Here is a 19,079-nt window from a genome sequence, read left to right as displayed (position 1 = left end):
TCTCTCCCCCCAGACCAGCGGGGGGCTGGAAACCCGGCGCTGTGAGCAGCTGACCGGCGAGTGACGGCAGCGTTACAACATCCGCGCGGGCCCGCATCCGCCGGACCCGCTACATCGGCCTGCCCAAGACCCGCCTCGGCCGCGTCTTCGCCGCCACCGCCATCAACATCATCCGACTCGACGCCTGGCTCGCCGGAACCCCGCTCGGCTAGACCAGGACCTCGCATCCGGCCCGACTCGACTTCACCGCGTAGAGGCCAGCCCACACCCGGTTTACAGATCTTCCAACGGAGTCCTGAAGGCCAGGGAGGAATCGCTTCTCTGGACTGCTCTGACCCGCAGGGCTAACGCGGGCGTTTCTGCTGCTCGATGTACTCCTTGATGATGCTCAGCGGTGCCCCGCCACACGATGCCGCGAAGTACGACGGGGACCAGAAGTGCGCACCCCACAGGTACTTCTGGATGTGTCCCGGGCACTCCTGTCTCAGCCTGCGGGCGGATACGCCCTTCAGCGAGACGACCAGCCGGGGCAGGGCGACCTTCGGCGGGTAGTGGACCAAGAGGTGCACGTGATCGCGCTCGCCGTTGAACTCGACCAGCTCCGTCTCGAAGTCCGCGCAGACAGCCAGCATGATCTCTTCGCAGCGCGTGAGGATCTCGTCCGTGAACGTTCCGCGCCGGTATTTGGGTGAGAAGACCAAGTGGGCGTGGAGGCTGTAGACGACCGGCCCCTGCGGATATCGGGGTTTGGCTGCCAGCGCAGTGACATAGATCAACTGAATTGCCATGACCGCATGAAGATCGTGACGCAGGTGAAGCTGATGCCGGAGGCCGAACAGGCAGCTGCGCTGCGCTCCACCCTGCGCACGGTCAACGAGGCCGCGTGCTGGGTCTCCGAGGTGGCGTTCTCCCACGGGGTGCCGCGTGAGTAGGAGCTGCGGAAGCACACGTATGCGCAGCTCAAGGAGCGTGGCCTCTGGGCACAGGCCGCTCAGCACGTGATCAAGAAGACTCGCGACGCCTGCACCACGTTGAAGGCGAACATCCATGCCGGGAACCTCGGCAAGACGGGTTCGAAGCGCCGGGTCGAGGCGGAGTCCAAACCGATCACGTTCCGGCCCGAGGCCGCGCAGCCACATGACGACCGGTGCCCGTCGTGGCAGTACGACGCACAGACCGTCTCTATCTGGACGACGGTCGGGCGGCTCAAGGGCGTGCGGTTCGCGTGTTCGGCAGATGCGCTCAACACTCTGCGGGAGCACCGCAAGGGCGAGGCCGACCTGATCGAGCGCGACGGTGTGTTCTGCCTGATCGCCGCGTGCGGCATCCCCGACGACGAGCCGTACGAGCCGACCGGGTTCGCCGACGTGGCATCGCGAACCTAGCCACCACCACGACCGGCTAACGTGCCGCCGGGCGCGGCCTGAACCGGCACCGCAAGCGCCAGTTGGAACTGCGCCGAAAGCTGCATGCCAAGGGAACCCGGTCGGCCAAGCCCCGGTTGAAGCACCGCAGCCGCGAGGAACAGCGGCAAGCCGTGAACATCAACCACATCACCTCGAAGACCATCGTCACCATCGCTGAACGCACCGGCCGGGGCATCGCCCTCGAAGACCTCACAGGGATTCGCGACTGGGTACGGCTCCGTAAAGGACAGCGGGCACAACTACACTCGTGGAGTTTCCGCCAGCTCGGCGCGTTCCTTGAGTACAAGTCGCGCCGGGCCGGGGTGCCGCTGGTGTATGTCGATCCGGCGCACACCAGCCAGCAACGCTCCGAGTGCCGCCACATCGACCGGATGAACTGCGTCGATCAAGCGACATTCGCGCGCCGGGCCTGCAGGTTCCTGGCCCACGCGGACGACAACGCGTCCCACAACATCGCCCGCAAGGGCGAGACCGTATGGACTGCGGGGCGTGAGTCACGCATCCCTGCCACCCCATAGAGGTGTCTCGACGGAGGAGGTCACGCGACAGCCGGTCGCGCCCTACCTCCAAGCCCGGTCCTTCAGGGCCGGGTCAAGTTGACAGTGGACGCCGACCGGTGACAGACCTCTCGTTTCAGCACAGGCCAAAGGCCCCTTCGGCCAGCCGCGGAAACCAGTTGGAAAGGCTCACCCCTTTGCGGGTGGCCAGGTACCGGCAGACCCTGTTTGAAGCAACCAACTGCTTCCGCGGTGAGTTCAGTTCAAGCCCTCGGGCCGCGGATGAGCCGGAAGGCATGCTCGACTGGCTACATGGGACGGCGCGCCCGGAAAGACTCTGAGCGCCAGGGACCCTTCGTTCGCTGGCGTGACGGGCGAGGTCACCACCCCGACGACGGGCTCTGCCACGCCACGAGCCGCGCGGGCGATCTTCGAGCACCGGTTTTGAGCAAGGTCTACTCAGGTGCCTTGCGGGTGGTAAAGGGAGTGTGGCGATGAAGGGTTCGCGCTGGAACCCCAAGGTCAGGGAGCGGCATCGGCGGAGGTGAGTGGCGTGGACGGCACTACTGCTGCGGTTGGTGGGATCGGTCAGACCAGGGGTTGGCATGAGCATGCGCGAAGTGCCGTCGCCCCCACAAGGCCGGCGGCCACCACATCCGCGGAGTGAGCCGTATGTACATCGCACCGCTGACGTTCACAGCTCAGAGCACGGACAAGAGCGCCAACTTGCTAAGCAAACAGAATCATCACGCAATAAGCAGCGAGCCCTCTGAGGGGACGATGGAGCCGTTCGGGGTATTCGGTCGATGGCCCCTTGTAGGGCGGGATCGTGAACTTGACGCCCTCATGCGGACCATGCACGCAGGGAAGCACCGCGTGTTCCTCATCCTTGGTCCATCGGGTATCGGCAAGACCAGGCTTGCAGAAGCGTGGCATGACCGCTTGGACGGCGAAGGGAGGAAGGTTCTCAAAATCAGCGCAAGTATCACGGGCGGTGATATCCCCTTCGCGGCAGTGAGGCATGTCCTCCCCCACAACCTGGAGCTGTCCGAGTCTGCCGACCGCCTCTCGAAGGTCGTGACCTCAATCAAGGCAGATCTCGGTGACTCAGTGATCCTCATCGACGACCTGAACCTCCTGGACTCGTCCTCGGCGCTGCTCCTCAGGCGGCTAGTCGACGCGGGAGATATTCAACTGATCGCAACAATCCGTCAGGGCCAGTGCGTTCATGAAACTCTGGCGCCCGTGATTGATGGGGAGCACGTTCACCGGACAGTGCTTGGTCCCTTGAGCGAGCAGAAGGTCCAGGAACTACTTCAGCGGGTCCTCAAGGGGCCCGTAGCCCACCCTGCGCTGCACATGCTCTACAGAATGTCCGGGGGCAACACCCTGTTCCTGCGTGAACTGGTGCGCGGTGGTCTTCAGAACGGCACGCTCATCCATGACGGCGAGTTGTGGCATGTTAGACAGCTGATCCAGCGAGAGTCCCTGATAACTCCTCGGCTGAGAGAGTACGTCCAGGCCCAGGCGTCGGGTGCAGGTTCCGACGGCCTCCGTTTGCTTGAAGTACTGGCGTTTTGCGAGCCTTTGTCGTGGGGGGAAGCGAGTGATATGGTTTCGCCTCGCCTCATCGAGCAACTGGAGCGTGAAGGCCTGATCCTGCGCACTGTAGCCGGGAGACGCACCAACATCACCCTGGTTCATGGTCTATTCGGCGAAGTGATCCGAGAGGCCACGTCGACCCTTCGCCGGCGTGAGTTGGTTCTGGAGCAGGTGCGGCGGGTCGAGAGCTACGGAGCGCGACGCGAGCGCGATCCGTTGAGGATCGCAGCATGGCGCGTCGCAGCCGTCGGAACAGCTGAGCCCGGCCTGATCGTACAAGCGGCCACGCTCGCCCGCAGGTTGCACGATCACCGCCAGGTAGTGGATCTCCTGAGGGCGCTGCCGTCGGCGGACCAGACCACGACGACTCTCCTTCTTCTCGGTGAGGCACTGGGGGAGCTCGGAGATTTCCAGGCCGCGGACGCGGTACTCAACGAGGCCGAAGAGCGGGCGGCAAGCGCAGAGGAGAGAGCCGCCGCGGTCAGCGCACGCTGCTACAACCAGCAGTGGACGGAAGGAGCGGGCGACGCACTCAGGGTGGGCCAGTCCGCACACAGGTCAGGGATGCAGAAACAGGAACGAGAGCTGTTGCTGATCAACGAGGCGCGGCTGCGGATTCTCTCCGGGGAGCACCTGGCCGGGAAAAGAATCCTTCAGTTCCTGCCTGACAGGATCGATAAATCCTATCCAGACCGAGAGGTGTGGCTAATCGGGGCGCATGTGAAGGTAATCTCCCTGGCGCATCTCGGGAAACCGTCCGCAGCGACTTCCCTGGGGGAGCGTGCGTACGATCTGCACGTGCGGGAGGACGGCCATTCACATACGCTTCCGCATTCTGCCGTTCAGCTTCTGTCGCTGACCCTCGCACATTCAGAGGCAGGTGAATTTGACCGGGGTCGAACTGTTGGAAGGCGGGCGGCAGAAGCTTTCGTGGCCATGCGGATGTGCCGGGCACATTTGCGGACAAACTTCTACCTCGCACGTCTCGAATGGCTTGCGGGCCGGATACCTGAAGCGCGTCGGCACTATGCTGAAGTGGTATCAGCTGCGCGTCAACGGAAAGTCCATGCGCATATTCTTCGGCCGGCGCTCGCCGGACTCGCCGCCAGTGCCGCCCTGATGGGCGACTGCGTTGCGGCAGAGAATGCCCGACAGGAGAGTAAAACGCATCCAGCGCCTGGGTACCTTGCCGGCGAGGAAGCGATAGCGGACGCATGGATTCTCGCCACCCAGGGGAGATTCTCAGCCGCGCGTGCGATTCTGATGCGTGCAGCGCTCAGGGCCAGGGCCACAGGAAATGTGGCTTCAGAAGGGCTGCTCCTTACCGACGTGGCGCGTCTGGGTGGGGCCGAAGAGGTCTCCGAGCGCTTGAACGAAATCGCCCGCAGCAGTCAAGGAAGACTGTATGAAACAAGGGCGAAGCTCGCACTGGCCTTGGAATATGAAGATGCCCGGTCTCTCATGGATTGCGGAAACAGCTTCAGCGAGATGAATGCCAGCCTCCTGGCAGCCGAGTGCTACGGAGCGGCTGTAAGCGCCTGGCGCAGGGCAGGGAATATCCGGCAGGCCGATCTGGCGGCCAAGCAGGCTCAGGAGGCCCTGGACGGCTGTGGAGCGGTGCGGACGCCGGTGCTTTCGGTGACCTTGACGGACTTTCCGACGCCGCTCACGCGAAGGGAACAGGAGATCGCCCTTCTGGCTGCCAGTGGTAGCAGCAGCAGAGACATTGCAACCCAATTGGATATCTCCCCAAGGACGGTCGACAATCATCTTCAGCGCATATTCGCGAAGATCGGAGTGAGGAGCCGGAGGGAACTCACCAAGCATCTCGGAGTCCATAGATGCGACGGGGCTAACGCTGCCAGTTCGATCGCCCACATCCCCGCGTCCACGCAGCCTGAGAAGCAAGAAGGCGTAGCCTCATCCCTTGAAAGCGAGGCAATTAATGAAGCGCAATAGTCCGGCTGGACGCTGGCCATTGATCGGCCGTGACGATGAGATGCGCTTCTTCGCCTACTCACTCACCGATGGTTCCAGCAGGGGATTCGTTATCTGCGGGCCGGCCGGGATGGGAAAGACGCGACTCGCGGAAGAATGCATTCAGGAAGCCCGGAATCTAGAGCGGCGGGTCATGACGGTCCGGGCCGATGAAACCAGAGAGGCTTCAGGAGTCATTCATCTCACTGCCCTCCTGCCCCTTCTGCAGGCTGACGGCGAAGCTGGCGCCGCTTCCATCTCCGCGCCTTCTCCTTTCGCGAGCGCTGACGAGTTGAGTCCCCCAGTCATCCTGATCGACGACATGCACCTGCTGGACCCCGCCTCGGTCGTGCTGCTGCGGCAGATGATGGACGCGGGGAAGGTATTCATCGTGGGGACCATCCGCTCCGGCGCGGCGTCTGGAGACCGCCTGGAGCCGATCGTTTCCGCGGAGTCAGTCCGCCGCCTCGACCTGTCTGGACTCAACGAGGCACACGTAGCGGAACTCGTAGAGAACGTGCTCGGCGGGCCTGTGGGCATCCGTTCGATCCACCAACTGTACGACACCTGCAAGGGCAACGTCTTCTATCTGCGTGAGCTGCTCCTGGGGTCGCTGACGAACGGCGCAATCACATACGACGGACATCTCTGGGACATCGCAAGCGGCGCCCTGACCGGCACACCGCGACTGGTCGACCTGATCGCCGACCGTCTGGCGGTAGCCGCTGACACTGACCTGCCCGTGCTCGAAGAACTCGCCGTCTGCGGGGTGATCGCATTGCAGGACGCTGAACGTCTCTGTTCCGCCCCGGCACTCAGCGCCATGGAGTCCGCAGGCCTGATCACAGTGACTCAGGACGGCCGGCGCACCACTGTCAGTCTGAGCCACCCCGTGTATGGCGAAGTCATACGGGGGCAACTGTCGGCCGAGCGCAGGAAGGAGATATTGCTCGCCCATGTGGAGCGCGTCACCCGCCAAGGGAGCAGACGTTCCGATGATCCGCTCCGCCTCGCTTCCTGGCAGTTGCTTGCCACTGGTTCAGCCGAGCCGCAACTCCTCCTGCAGGCGGCATTCTTGGCGAGGACCGCTCACGACTACGCCCACGTCGTAGGCCTCCTCTCAACTGTTCCAGCCGAATCGCACAGCATGCAGAGCCGTCTCCTGCTAGGCGAGTCCCTGTCCGCGCTGGGGAGAAGCGACGAAGCCGAGTCCGTGTTCCGTGATGCCCAGGAGAACGGCGGCGGGCAGAGCCTTTCCCTCCTCAGAGCCAGAACCGTAAATCTGTTCAACGCCGGCCGCCCCGATGAAGCGCTGGCGATCAATGAGGCAGCGGCACAGCATGCCCTGGACCAGAAGTGGCTGCAGGCCCTCAGAGTGAACGAGGGGGCGGTGCGGGCTCTCAGCGGTGATCCCGTCGCAGGCCTCCAACTACTCAACGCAATGGACAGCGAAGCACCACCGTGCGCTGAATACGTGGACGTGTGGCTGTTCGGACTCTCCATCAAGGCTGCCGCATTGGCGTCCACCGGAAAAACGCTCGAGGCATGTGACCTGGCCAGACACGCCTACTCAATTCACGTCGATATGGACCAGTCCACGCTTCACCTGCACCCGACGACCCAGGCTTGCCCTCTGGTCCTCGCCCTCACGGAGGCCGGACAATTAGTGCAGGCAAGGGAAATAGGACGGAAAGCGCTGACTGATTCAGTCCGTGCAGGTGCTGCCGTTCCTCAAATGTGGATCACTCTATTCTTGGCGAGGAACGAGTCCATAGCGGGCCGCTACCGGCAGGCCCAACGACTATACCTTGAGGCAGTCTCCCTCGCCCGCTGGCAGAAGTCCCGTCTCCCACTGATTCTGGGGGAATCCGGGTACCTCATGACCTCCTGCATTCTGGGGGATGTTGACCTCGCGGATAAAGCTTTGATAAGCGGCCAGGAAAGTACCGTCAGCATGCTTGGTCTGCATGGTCATGAACGAGTCACCGGCACGGCCTGGCGAGAAATATCCCAAGGTAACCTGAAAAGCGCCCGCAAGATCCTGGCGGAGGGCGCAGCCAGCGCCCGCAGAGCAGGACAGTTGAACAGCGAATCCCTGCTCCTCACCGAAATCTCAAGGATCGGCTGGGCTCGGGACGTTTACGGGAGACTTCGCGAAATTGCCGACCAAACCGACGGGAGGCTTGCCGAAGGACGGGCCAGATTCAGTGCGGCAATGGCCTCGGGAAGCCCAGAAGCATTGTTCACCGTGTCCGAATACCTGGAGAATATGGGGGTGCACATCCTCGCTGCTGAAGCGGCCAACAGCGCGGCGAAGCACTGGCGGGAAGAAGGCGACGGCCGCCGGGCTGCTGCGGCAAATCAAATGATGAAGAGGAACATAGACCAGTGCGAAGGCGCACTGACTCCTGGCACAAGTGATGCTGAACGAACAGGAGTTCTTTCTTCGCGTGAGCGTGAGATCGCACAACTGGCGGCCCAGGGTAACAGCAGTCAGGAGATTGCCGCGATTCTTACCTTGTCCGTCCGGACCGTGGACAACCATCTGCAGCGCGCCTACCGAAAACTGGGAATAGGAAGCAGAAAAGGGCTCGTAGAGGCGCTGAGGCGTTTTCATCCTGGGGTACTGGGGTGAAATGGCTGGCCGCAGGGTAAACGGGCGGCAGGGGCAGGAGCCCGGCACCGGCTGGTCGTCACGCTGATCCATCTGCGGCACGATCTCCCGCACTCGGTCCTCGCTCTGCTGTTCGGTGTCGACCGTTCCACTGTCACCCGGGCTATCGGGGAGATACGTGCGCTGCTCCGAGCGGGGATGTGCGGTCCCCGACCGTCCTGGCCTGCGGCTGCGGACACTGGCGGATGTGTTTTCGCCTATGCCCAGGCCGAGGGCATCGAGCTCCGTTTAGACGCCACCGAGTTCCAGGTCCGCCGGCCCTTGGCCGGCCCGGCGGGCGCCGCGCGCTTGACTCAGGCAGGAAGAAGCAGAGGACTGTTTCAGCCATCGTCATCGTTGGCCATCAGGGCCCGCACGTTATGGACTGGTGCTCTGCGGCCTGGACGTATGCACGACGCGACCGCCGCACGCAGCGAAGGCATAGGCGTCTGTTTCCGGCGCTGTCCCGACGTGCGGGTCCTTTTGGACGGTGGTCATCTCGTTCTCCGCCGCAACCTCCCGGCCTCGTCTCGCCGATCCGGGGGCAATCTGCCCGGCCAACCGCCAGACGGGCTGGCGGACTTCGGCCCGAGTCCGCCGGACGGCCGCAAGCGCCTGCGGCCCGGGTGTCGGTCTACCGGGAGACGGTCGGGTCGGACGCCACCGGTCCGAACACCGCGGGTCCGGCCCGCCGCGTCGCCACGTCCGCCAGGCAGTCCCCCCGGCGCGACCGCCAGCGCAACATCCAGCAGGACCTTGCCCGGATCGTGCACCGCCCTGCCCTTTTTCCGTACCTGCGGATACGCGCACCGCTCGGTGCGATGGGTCTTCGGCCGCCCGAAGCGCGCGGCGTTCTGCTCGCTGTCTGGCACATCGAAGACGGTGCCGTCGATCGCCGCCAGCCGCCACCGGCCCATACCGGGGACGCCGCGGGTCTCCTCGGTCGCCAACGGCCGGGCAGCCTCGGCGAGCAGCGCCTTCAGCGGCTCCGGCCCCGGCTTCACGCGCGACCGCGAGATCGCCGCCGTAGTCGGCACCTGCCACGACCCCGACCACTGCTCCGCCCGAGTCAGCCCCTGCGTGAGCAGCCGCGCGACCTCCTCATAGCCCTGCCCCGACAACAAGCACATCACCGGCACGAAATAGACCACCACCTGCGGCGGCGTACGCAGGCCAGAACGGCCGCACTCGGCGACTACTCGGTCCACCGACTCCGGTAGAAACAGTCGGGCCGCCGGCCTGCCCACCATCCGCCCCAGAAAGCGAAAGGTCCGCCGACTCCGTCGACGGACCCTCACGAAATATCGAGGCTAGGAATCAGCGCTTTCCGATCGTGGCTTCGATCAGCTCATCGAGCACGGACTGCCCGGGCTTGGGACTGGGGTCGGCGCCCGCCAATGCGCGGATGCGACTGAATCCGTCAGTGATGTCACCACCGCGAAAAACTGGCCCATGAGCCGAAGCAAGGGCCTGAGGCTGCATTTTTTCAATCGAGTCGATGTGGCGTGAGTAGGTCTCAGGATTCAGCCATTGATGCCACGGCGAGACCATGCTGTTAAGGGTGCGGAAAGTTTCATCACGCATTTCAGCAGGCACATCTTCAATGGCGTGAACGTCCTGCGGAGTTAGACAGGCGAAAGAATCAACTGCCCAGAAGATCCCCGTCTTATCGTCGATGATTCCCCGAGTAGTCGGCCCATCGAAAATGGGCGGCAGTACCAGATTGAGCTTGCGGTCCCCGATATCAACGCTGTCTCCCGCCTCCACCCAACGCAAGCGCTGCAGGGGCAGTGGTTCGACGAGTGACACGCGGTCGGTGGTGAAAAAATCTGTCAGGAGTGTCGCGTTCGGGCACAGGTCGAGCAGTTCAGTAAGATTTCCCATGTGATCGGTGTCGTCATGGGAGAGAAAGATCCAGCGCACATCTTCCGGCTCCACCAAAGAGAAGACCTGCCTGAACCACTCCTCCCGGTGCACCGGTGCACCCGTGTCTACAATCACGGGCTCACTCCCTCGGATCAGCATCGAGTTGACGGAAAGGAAGACACCGTCGCCGATCGAGATGCTGTTCTTGATGAGCCACGTATCTTCACCGATGTGATACGGGGCGCTATTAGGGAGGATCGGGTTCGACATACTTCCGCCACTTCTGTCTTGGGTGCCTCAGGCCGGGATTCCGGGTATCGAACCGTGTCCGAACCCGAACTTTTCGGAAAAGTTACCCGGCTGGGCGTACCCGCGTATTAAGTAGTAGCTACTCAAATGCGCCATCTGGCGGCGTCCGCCTGGCAGGACACTTCGATGGCGGTGGCAGGCTCCCGCCCGCAAAGCGACTGCGGTGGCCGGCCGAACGGCGTGCTTGGAGCAGATGCCCAGGACCTGAGCCAGGTGAGGTGTCGCCAGACGGGCGCTATCAACTCGCAGCGGCCAGAACCGGTCCGATCGCGTCGAACAGGCAAGACTGGCATCGGAGATGACCAGTCAAAGTGGCTCTCACCCAGGCCCGCCAGGGCCTCGGGCAGGCCCGGTGCCCATGCGGTTACTGCAGGACATCGAGGGTCTCTCCACATACCGCCGCGCGGTTGCCCCGGACTCCCCGAAGCCGGCCTGACCTGCGCGGACATCTCGTTCTTCCGTAGATGGGGCAGGACCAGCGGAGAGCCTGCTCGTAGCAGCCCAGCCGTCGCCAAGGCGATCCCAGTTCACGCCTTCGGGCGTAGATCAGCCACGTACCAGGTCGACGAGCTCGCGCGGGACGCTCCTGGTGTTTTTCGCCTGGAGGTTGCGGCGCAGGTCGGGATGACGCTTGCGGTGCCGGTTCAGGCCGCGCCCTGCGGCACGGTAGCCGGTGGACGTGGTGGCGATGTCCGCGATCCCGAGGTCCACACCGATAAAGTCGTCCGCCTCGAACGGGATGGCCTCGGACACCTCGCACGCAGCGATGAGGAACCACATGCCGTCACGATGGATGAGATCACTCTCGCCCATGCGACGCTCAGCGCACTGAGTCTTTTCCAGCCTATGGGCTGGGCTGGTCAGTTCGGCTGACGGATGGGGGAAGCTCCTGGCAGAGGGGTTTTCGGCCAAGAAGGGCCCGTGCCCGCCAGAGGCTTCGCATGCCTGTCCGCCCGTCCGGGCTGGACGTGTCCGGCTCCGCCCCGCGCTTCCTCACCGCCCGTCCGCGGGGACACCGCCGCCGTCCGGCCGCACCGCCGCCCGCTCTGCCCGGCCAAACAGAAGAAACACGGGATGAACAACGTGCGGGCCGTCGCCGATCCCCTCGGCCGGTGCCGCGGGTCCAACGCTCCGCCGGGGGCAAGCCATCGTCCGCTGGGCCAGCAAGGAATACCAAGGAGCCGGCGACACGGACCCGGGTTCCCCACCGCGGCAGGCGGAAGACGCCTTGTCCACAGGCCAGCAGGCCGTCAACCAGACCCACCCGAAGACCCGCGCCCAGGCCGGACAGGCCAACGCCACCCTCACGCCCCGGCGGCTCCTCCACAAGCCCCGCCGCTCAACCACCCACACCACCACCCTCGCCCAGGCCGTCCCCACCCAGCATCCGCCCAGCTCACAGCGAAGATGAACAGGCTCACTGAGTATCGAATACCGAAGCCGACGTTACAGCTGGGTCATAACCTCAGAGAGAAGAGGCCTGCTGCCGCTGTCTGAAGGCCAACCCTGGCTGTCAGACGTCGCGTTTCGGCCTCGGAACAACGCACAGAGAGTTGAGCGCGTGGCTTCACCGATTTCATCCCCAAGATTTCTATGGGATTCAGAAGGCCGGAAGACTGGCATGGGGTCCTCCCACGGAAAAGCTATTCTCTTGGGGGAACATGCGGTCGTCTACGGAGCTCCGGCGCTTGCCATTCCAGTTCCGGGTCTGACGGTCACAGCAACCGCGCAGTTGTTGCCGGCATCTGCCGAACTGGGTGAGTTCACGTTCACGATGACCGGGTCCGGGTCCGAACGGGTAGTCATGCAGACGGGTGATGGCTTGAGGCTGCTCGCGTCCGAGTTCAAGAAGACGGCTGGCATCACGGACAGTCCGCAGATCAGTGTGCGCATCTCCTGTGGAATTCCGCCTGGACGTGGGCTTGGCTCCAGCGCCGCATGCGCGCGGGCTGTCGTCCTCGCCTTGGCGGATCTCTTCGACCGCCGCCTCGACGCCGGCACGGTGTTCGACCTCGTGCAGATCTCCGAGGGTGTCGCGCACGGCCGGGCTAGCGGCATCGACACGCTCGCCACCGGCTCGCCCACACCAGTGCTGCTCTCCGATGGCGTGGCCAGGGAACCGAAGATGCGTTTCGACAGTCTCTTCGTTATCGGAGACAGCGGGGCCGCCAGTCTGACGAAGCATGCCGTGGAGCTTCTGCAACGCAGATTCACGGGGAAGCCAGGAGCACAGGCAGAGTTCGTGCACCGCTCTGAGGCCCTGACCCGGGACGCCGTACAAGACCTGGCCCAGGGGCGGATCGCCGACTTCGGTGCGCGGATGACCGCTTGCCATGAACTGCTGGGCTCAGTGGGACTCAGCACAGACAGGATCGACGCTCTGGTCGATGCCGCGCTCGCGGCCGGGAGCCCTGGTGCAAAGATCAGCGGCGGCGGACTTGGCGGCTGCATGATCGCCCTCGCCGACGAGCCGCACCGCGCGGCGGAGATCGTCACGCGTCTTCACAAGGCCGGGGCGGAGCGCACCTGGGTCGTGCCGACGGGAAGGTTTCTCTTCCATGGCTGCTGACTGCTTGAGGGGGGCTGAGACCGCACCACGCGAGCCGTTGGGAGGTTGCGCGACGGCCGACGCCCACCCGAACATCGCCCTGATCAAGTACTGGGGCAAGCGGGATGAACAGCTCGTTCTCCCATGGACCGACAGCCTTTCTCTCACCCTCGACGTCTTCCCGACGACAACCACGGTTCAGGTGAGTCCCGGGGCACGCACGGACGTGGTGATACTTAACGGCGTGCCCGCAGTCGGCGAACCGCAGCAGCGCGTTGTCTCCTTCCTCGAACTGGTACGGGATATGGCGGGGCGCGAGGAACGGGCTGTCGTGAACACCCGTAATACCGTTCCCACCGGAGCGGGCCTCGCGTCCTCGGCTTCCGGGTTCGCGGCCCTGGCCGCCGCGGCCGCCGCCGCGTACGGTCTCGGCCTCGACGCTACCGCGCTGTCACGGCTGGCCCGACGAGGGTCAGGCTCAGCGGCGCGGTCGGTCTTCGGCGGCTTCGCGCTCTGGCACGCCGGCGACTCCGACCTCACCTCGTATGCCGAGCCGGTGCCCGCGGCCGGCCTCGACCCCGCCCTGGTCATAGCCCTGCTCGACACCGGCTCCAAGGCCGTGACCAGCCGCGCGGCTATGCGGCACACGGTAGAGACATCCCCCCTCTACCGGCCGTGGGCCGACTCCTGCGGGACGGACTTGGCTGAGATGCGTGCGGCGCTGGGCCGCGGAGACCTGAACACCGTGGGAGAGATAGCCGAGCGCAACGCGCTCGGCATGCACGCGACGATGCTGGCGGCGCGCCCCGCGGTGCGCTATCTGGCACCTGCCACGCTGGCTGTACTCGACGCAGTACTGCGGTTGAGACGGGACGGTATAGCGGCCTACGCGACGATGGACGCCGGGCCCAACGTCAAAGTCCTCTGCCACCGGCAGGACGCGCAACGGGTGGCTCAAGTGGTGCGCAGCATCGCGTCGCGCCCGGTGGTTGTCGCCCACTGCGGGCCGGGCGCCCGGCTGCGGACCGAAGCTGGTCGCACATGACCCGCCGTCATACCGTCGAACGGCTCGCCCCGGGCAAGCTGTTTATCGCCGGTGAGTACGCGGTGGTAGAGCCCGGCAATCCAGCGATTCTGGCGGCGGTCGACCGGTGCGTTCGCGTAACCGCAACGGGATCTGACGCGGACGGTAAGTCTTCGGACGGCGCAGAGGTCACCATAGTCTCGGACCTCGCCCCGAACGGGGTGAGGCTGCTCAGGTCTCGCGGCGTGCTCGTTGGGCATAGCGTCGGCGACGAACAGCGGGCACGTCGCGACCTGGCCCACGTGGTGTCCGCGATCGAGACGGTGGACGCGTTACGGGTTGAGCGAGAGCTCTACGCACCCGCGCTGCACGTCTCGGTCATCAGCGAACTGCATGACAGCGGAGTGAAGTTCGGCCTCGGTTCGAGCGGCGCTGTGACCGTCGCAACGATCGACGCGGTGGCGGCCTGCTACGGGATGAGGCTGTCGCGTGAGGCCCTGTTCCGGCTGGCGATGCTGGCAACGGCGAGGATCGACACCGGCCCTTCCGGCGGTGACCTGGCAGCCGCCGTCTGGGGCGGCTGGATCGGATACCGGGCACCTGACCGGGATGCTGTCCTTGCCATGGCACGGCGCCATGGCGTGGAGGAGACACTGAGCAGACCATGGCCTCATGAGGAGCTGCGGCAGCTGCCGCCGCCCTCCGGGCTCACCGTGGAGATCGGCTGGACCGGACGGCCGGCCTCGACCACCGACCTGGTGGCCGGCTGGAACACACCAGCCTTGCGCAGTGGAATCACCCACCAGGAGTTCCTTGCCGACAGCGCCGAGTGTGTGCGGGCGATATCCCGCGCACTCGTTCAGCAGGACGGTGAAGCGCTGCTGCACCAGATCCGGGCCGCCCGGCTGGTACTCGCCCGCCTGGAGAGGCGGACCGGGATCAGTATTTTCACTCCCCGTCTCACGGCACTGTGCGCCACCGCTGAAGCCGTCGGCGCGGCGGCCAAGCCTTCCGGCGCTGGCGGCGGGGACTGCGGTATCGCTCTGCTGCCCTCCGAGGCGGCCGAGGCTCTGACACGGCTGCGAGCCCGCTGGACCGCCGCGGGCGTGGTGCCTCTGCCCATCCGCACCTCCGACCGAAAGGACCTATTGCAATGATCGCTGACCGCAAGGACAACCACGTCCGGCTTGCCCTCGAGCAGCAGCGCGGCCACATCGGACACAACGAGTTCGAAGACCTGTCCTTCGTCCACCATGCGCTGGCCGGCATCGACCGGTCGGACGTAAACCTGGCCACCCGGTTCGCTGGCATCGAGTGGCCCGTTCCGCTGTACATCAACGCGATGACGGGCGGCAGCACCAAGACCGGCGTCATCAACCGGGACCTGGCCATCGCCGCCCGTGAGACCGGCGTGCCGATCGCGACGGGGTCCATGAGCGCCTACTTCAAGGACCCGTCGTCGGCCCACACCTTCCAAGTGATGCGACACGAGAACCCCGACGGGTTCATCATGGCGAACATCAATGCGACAGCATCCGTCGAAGACGCGCGGCGAGCGGTCGACCTGCTGCAGGCCAATGCCCTGCAGATCCACCTCAACACGATCCAGGAAACGGTGATGCCGGAGGGCGACCGGTCCTACGCCTCCTGGCCGAGCCGGATCGAAGAGATCGCGCTGGGCGTCGATGTCCCCGTGATCGTGAAGGAAGTCGGGTTCGGGCTGAGCCGGCAAACCGTGGTGACGCTCCAGGAGCTCGGGGTGCACGTGGCTGACGTCGGCGGCCGCGGGGGAACGAACTTCGCGCGCATCGAGAACGGCCGCCGTGAGGGCGCTGACTACGCCTACCTCAATAATTGGGGACAAAGCGCACCTGCGTGCCTCTTGGACGCACAGGACTCGGGGATGCCGCTTCTCGCGTCCGGCGGTGTTCGCAATCCCCTCGACGTCGCCCGCGCACTCGCCGTCGGCGGGGCCGCCGCCGGCGTGTCCGGCGGATTTCTGAGGACCTTGCTCGACGGCGGCGTCTCCGCACTGGTCGCCCAGATCAACACCTGGCTCGACCACCTGGCCGCCCTGATGACCGCGCTGGGCGCCCGCACCCCCTCTGACCTCATGCACTGCGACCTACTGGTTCAGGGCACGCTGCGCGCGTTCTGCCTCGACCGGGGGATCGACACACGCCAACTCGCCACGCGCTCCCGCCCCTTCAACCCAGCCGCCCACTGATAGGAAACACCGATGAACGTCACCCATGTGGTCGCTGAGGTTCCGATGCGATGGGTCGGTCCTGTGAGGATGTCCGGAAACCTCGGCGCATTCGAGACCGAAGTCCCGCTCGCCACCTACGAGTCACCTCTGTGGCCCTCCGTAAACCGGGGCGCGAAGATCTCGCGGCAGGTCGAGGAGGGCATCATCGCTACTCTCGTCGACGACCGGATGACCCGCTCGGTGATTGTCGAGGCGACGGATGCGCACACTGCGCACCTGGCCGCCCAGGAGATCCATCGGCGATTCGACGAACTGAACAAACTCGTGCGTACGTGCAGCAGGTTCGCGAACCTGGTCGGAATCCGGCACGAGATCACCGCGAACCTGCTCTACATCAGGTTCGAGTTCACCACGGGCGACGCGTCCGGGCACAACATGGTGACCCTCTCGGCCGATGTTCTCCTCCGGCACATCCTCCAGGTGATCCCAGGAATCTCCTACGGTTCGATATCCGGGAACTACTGCACGGACAAGAAGGCCACAGCGATCAATGGAATCCTCGGCCGGGGCAAGAACGTGATCACGGAACTGACCGTTCCGCGATCTGTGGTGACCGGGATGCTGCACACGACAGCCGCCCAGATCGCCACGCTCAACGTGCGCAAGAACCTGATCGGAACCGTCCTCGCCGGCGGCATCCGTTCAGCGAACGCCCACTACGCCAATATGCTGCTCGCCTTCTATTTGGCGACAGGGCAGGACGCGGCGAACATTGTCGAGGGTTCGCAGGGCATCACCGTCGCTGAGGACCGCGACGGTGACCTGTACTTCTCGTGCACTCTGCCCAACCTGATCGTGGGCACCGTGGGCAACGGCAAGGGACTCGGTTTCGTCGAAACCAACCTGACACGGCTTGGCTGCCGGGCCACGCGAGATCCCGGCGAGAACGCCCATCGCCTCGCCATCATCGCCGCCGCAACAGTCCTGTGCGGCGAACTCTCACTCCTCGCAGCACAGACAAACCCCGGGGAACTCATGCGCGCGCACGTCCAATTGGAGCGGAACAGCGGCCCTGCGCCGGTAGCGAAGTCCGCGTAGGCCACGGCTCGCCGCTCAACGCGGAGTCCAGCTGGATAGCGTGAGGACCGGGTAGCACAGGCCCGGCCCGGTCGTTCACCGATTAATGGCGGGTTCGAGAACCTGTGAGACGTACGAGTTCACGTCGGCCGAGGCCCAGGCCGGCACCTCTCGCTCGCTCTCCCCCGGCCGCGGGCGGCACGCCGACTCGGCTCGCTGCTTCCACCTGGTTCACGCGATGCCGGGCATGGTGAGTCATTCACAATTCCCGGCTGGCGCCGCTGCGCTTGGCCAAGGCAACGAGAATTTTCCAGCCTCACTTTGCGCTGGCCAGATGAAGGGTGAGGATGACCTTCACGAGGCTGGCGATCCGGGTGGTCGAGCATCGTGAGAAGGCTCCTGGAGACCTCGTTCCTGCCGGGACACCCGTTCACCTCACCGCAGGATTTCAACCAGCAGTTGACTGAATGGCTGGTTCGGCCAGCTCCCGCACCGTCCGGTCGATTCAGGGCCGGCTGGCCGACCTCCTGGAGACCGGCTACGTGTCGATGCTGCCGCTGCCGCCCGTCGTTCCGCCGGCCGGGGAAGCGTCTTCGCGGGGCGTGGCAGATCTGTTCCGGGCTCCGCCGCGGGCCCGAGGAACGGTAGCCGTGCGGCACGGTCCGGTCGCGGCGGATCTCCCGGCTGGCCATGGAGGGGCCGCTGCCCAGCTCCGGAGCGATCTGCCGGATGGCGGCCTTCTCCCTCAGGCGGCCGGCGATGCGGACGCGCTCGTCCTCACGCGGATCCCAGGACGGGCGCCGCGGACCGCCGGCGGCCCACGGCCATGACCGCGTAAGCGTTCACCATCGCGCCGCTTCCCGCCCGTCCGGATGTTCACACCCACGATCCGGCGGGCGGCCTTGCCGCTATACCCCTGCCGCACGGGCTGGAAGTACGCGGCCCGTGCCCGGGCCACCTCCTCCCGCCCCGCGGCCTCGTCCGCGGACGGATCTCGAACTCCAACGAACACCCCTACGAGCTGGGGTGTCGCAACCACCATTCGAGCTCAAGCTCGCCGACCGCGCCCCGCCGTACCGGGGGCACCCCCGAAGCTCGCCGCACCACCCGGGACAGCCATCCCCGGCACCCCGCAATGAGCTGTTTGACTGTTTTGGGTACCGGTTGCTCAAGGACGGCAAGCAGGGCGGGAGGAATCTAGTCAGTGGAGGGATGCAGATCCCGGACACACCTCAGGATCCGCACCCGAAGACCGCAAGAACAGATCTTCCCGGAAGTGATCGCCATGTATGCCACCGTTCCCAACAGCCTCACCGGCCGTGCCGGCGGTGCGGGCGGTGCGGGGGCCCGACCGGCGACTGCCACAGACGGCACCGGTGACACCCGCACGGCGATCCCCGCTCCGCGTAAGCCCGCCGACGACGATCTCACGCGGGCGCTGGAACACCGGCCGGAGGCGGCGTGCGACGCCCGGCACGCCGCCCAGGCCATTCTGGAAACATGGCAGGTGGACGCGGAGACGGCCGACAGGGTGGTACTCGTGGTCTCGGAACTGGTCACCAACGCGATCGAACACGCGCAAGCCCCACTCTTCCTGCATCTGCACCGCGAACACGCCGGCAGCCGGGTATGGGTCGGCGTGACCGACGGCGGCCCCGCCCCACACGACGGACCCTGGACCTCGTCCTGCACCGAAGACGAACACGGCCGCGGCCTCGGCATCATCTCCACACTCGCCGACGCCCACGGCACCCGCAACCACACCCACGGCGCCACCCACTGGGCCCGCCTCACCACAACCTGACACCACTCCAAACCCCGGCCTCCCACACCTGACAGTGAGAAGCCGGACCGGCCCAACCGCACCAGGGGACACCACGCGGCAAACGG

The 19,079-nt window shown here is 65.2% G+C and carries 14 protein-coding genes and 5 pseudogenes; 14 read left to right on the top strand and 5 right to left on the bottom strand.

What is annotated here, in order from left to right; genetic code table 11:
- Positions 1 to 344 precede the first annotated feature (344 nt).
- A complete protein-coding gene (gene tnpA / locus AB0M18_RS32815; RefSeq protein WP_365764502.1) occupies positions 345 to 788 on the bottom strand; it encodes an IS200/IS605 family transposase in 444 nt (147 codons plus the stop codon).
- A 6-nt stretch (positions 789 to 794) separates the two neighbouring features.
- Between tnpA and AB0M18_RS32810 the strand changes: the two genes are divergently transcribed.
- The 6 genes and pseudogenes from AB0M18_RS32810 to AB0M18_RS32785 all read left to right on the top strand — a co-directional run.
- On the top strand, positions 795 to 932 hold the full coding sequence (locus AB0M18_RS32810) for a hypothetical protein (RefSeq protein WP_365764500.1): 138 nt from the start codon (positions 795 to 797) through the stop codon (positions 930 to 932).
- A 66-nt stretch (positions 933 to 998) separates the two neighbouring features.
- Complete coding sequence (locus AB0M18_RS32805; RefSeq protein ID WP_365764498.1) at positions 999 to 1,385, top strand: hypothetical protein; 387 nt, start codon at positions 999 to 1,001, stop codon at positions 1,383 to 1,385.
- Positions 1,386 to 1,447: 62 nt separating this feature from the next.
- Positions 1,448 to 1,945 (top strand): transposase, encoded by a 498-nt coding sequence (locus AB0M18_RS32800; RefSeq protein WP_365764496.1) that lies wholly within the window; start codon positions 1,448 to 1,450, stop codon positions 1,943 to 1,945.
- 651 nt (positions 1,946 to 2,596) lie between these two features.
- Complete coding sequence (locus AB0M18_RS32795; RefSeq protein ID WP_365764494.1) at positions 2,597 to 5,485, top strand: LuxR C-terminal-related transcriptional regulator; 2,889 nt, start codon at positions 2,597 to 2,599, stop codon at positions 5,483 to 5,485.
- The gene (locus AB0M18_RS32790) at positions 5,454 to 8,138 is read left to right on the top strand and encodes a LuxR C-terminal-related transcriptional regulator (RefSeq protein WP_365764492.1); all 2,685 of its coding nucleotides are present in this window, start codon (positions 5,454 to 5,456) and stop codon (positions 8,136 to 8,138) included. Before AB0M18_RS32795 ends, AB0M18_RS32790 begins: the two co-directional genes overlap by 32 nt.
- Before the next feature lie 18 nt (positions 8,139 to 8,156).
- A pseudogene (locus tag AB0M18_RS32785) lies at positions 8,157 to 8,672 on the top strand (transposase family protein); the annotation flags it as partial.
- Positions 8,673 to 8,793: 121 nt separating this feature from the next.
- Here AB0M18_RS32785 and AB0M18_RS32780 read toward each other — a convergent pair.
- The 4 genes and pseudogenes from AB0M18_RS32780 to AB0M18_RS32765 all read right to left on the bottom strand — a co-directional run.
- Positions 8,794 to 8,944: pseudogene (locus tag AB0M18_RS32780) on the bottom strand (IS1380 family transposase); the annotation flags it as partial.
- Positions 8,945 to 9,139: 195 nt separating this feature from the next.
- A pseudogene (locus AB0M18_RS32775) lies at positions 9,140 to 9,406 on the bottom strand (transposase domain-containing protein); the annotation flags it as partial.
- Between the two features lie 67 nt (positions 9,407 to 9,473).
- Positions 9,474 to 10,292 carry an MBL fold metallo-hydrolase gene (locus tag AB0M18_RS32770; RefSeq protein ID WP_365764490.1) on the bottom strand — a complete coding sequence of 273 codons (819 nt, stop codon included), beginning with the start codon at positions 10,290 to 10,292 and terminating at the stop codon, positions 9,474 to 9,476.
- A 621-nt stretch (positions 10,293 to 10,913) separates the two neighbouring features.
- A pseudogene (locus AB0M18_RS32765) lies at positions 10,914 to 11,147 on the bottom strand (RNA-guided endonuclease TnpB family protein); the annotation flags it as partial.
- A gap of 412 nt (positions 11,148 to 11,559) precedes the next feature.
- Here AB0M18_RS32765 and AB0M18_RS32760 point away from each other — a divergent pair.
- From AB0M18_RS32760 to AB0M18_RS32725, 8 genes and pseudogenes are all read left to right on the top strand, one after another.
- Positions 11,560 to 11,742, top strand: coding sequence for a hypothetical protein (locus AB0M18_RS32760; RefSeq protein ID WP_365764488.1), 183 nt, complete (start codon positions 11,560 to 11,562; stop codon positions 11,740 to 11,742).
- Between the two features lie 210 nt (positions 11,743 to 11,952).
- Positions 11,953 to 12,900, top strand: a complete 948-nt coding sequence (mvk, locus tag AB0M18_RS32755; protein ID WP_365764486.1) for a mevalonate kinase — start codon at positions 11,953 to 11,955, stop codon at positions 12,898 to 12,900.
- Positions 12,890 to 13,924, top strand: a complete 1,035-nt coding sequence (gene mvaD, locus AB0M18_RS32750; protein ID WP_365764484.1) for a diphosphomevalonate decarboxylase — start codon at positions 12,890 to 12,892, stop codon at positions 13,922 to 13,924. The genes mvk and mvaD overlap by 11 nt, the downstream gene beginning before the upstream one ends.
- Complete coding sequence (locus tag AB0M18_RS32745; protein ID WP_365764482.1) at positions 13,921 to 15,060, top strand: phosphomevalonate kinase; 1,140 nt, start codon at positions 13,921 to 13,923, stop codon at positions 15,058 to 15,060. Before mvaD ends, AB0M18_RS32745 begins: the two co-directional genes overlap by 4 nt.
- Positions 15,057 to 16,130 carry a type 2 isopentenyl-diphosphate Delta-isomerase gene (gene fni, locus AB0M18_RS32740; RefSeq protein WP_365764480.1) on the top strand — a complete coding sequence of 358 codons (1,074 nt, stop codon included), beginning with the start codon at positions 15,057 to 15,059 and terminating at the stop codon, positions 16,128 to 16,130. The genes AB0M18_RS32745 and fni overlap by 4 nt, the downstream gene beginning before the upstream one ends.
- A gap of 12 nt (positions 16,131 to 16,142) precedes the next feature.
- Positions 16,143 to 17,210, top strand: coding sequence for a hydroxymethylglutaryl-CoA reductase (locus tag AB0M18_RS32735; protein ID WP_365764478.1), 1,068 nt, complete (start codon positions 16,143 to 16,145; stop codon positions 17,208 to 17,210).
- A gap of 381 nt (positions 17,211 to 17,591) precedes the next feature.
- Positions 17,592 to 17,764: pseudogene (locus tag AB0M18_RS32730) on the top strand (IS21 family transposase); the annotation flags it as partial.
- 710 nt (positions 17,765 to 18,474) lie between these two features.
- Entirely contained in the window at positions 18,475 to 18,993 is a 519-nt protein-coding gene (locus tag AB0M18_RS32725; protein WP_365764520.1) for an ATP-binding protein, read from the top strand.
- Positions 18,994 to 19,079: the final 86 nt, after the last annotated feature.

Origin of the sequence: Streptomyces sp. NPDC051909, assembly GCF_040681095.1 — a bacterium.
Lineage (GTDB): Bacteria > Actinomycetota > Actinomycetes > Streptomycetales > Streptomycetaceae > Streptomyces.
Note: the sequence above shows the minus strand (reverse complement) of the source record. Positions and strands in the feature narration are given on the sequence as shown.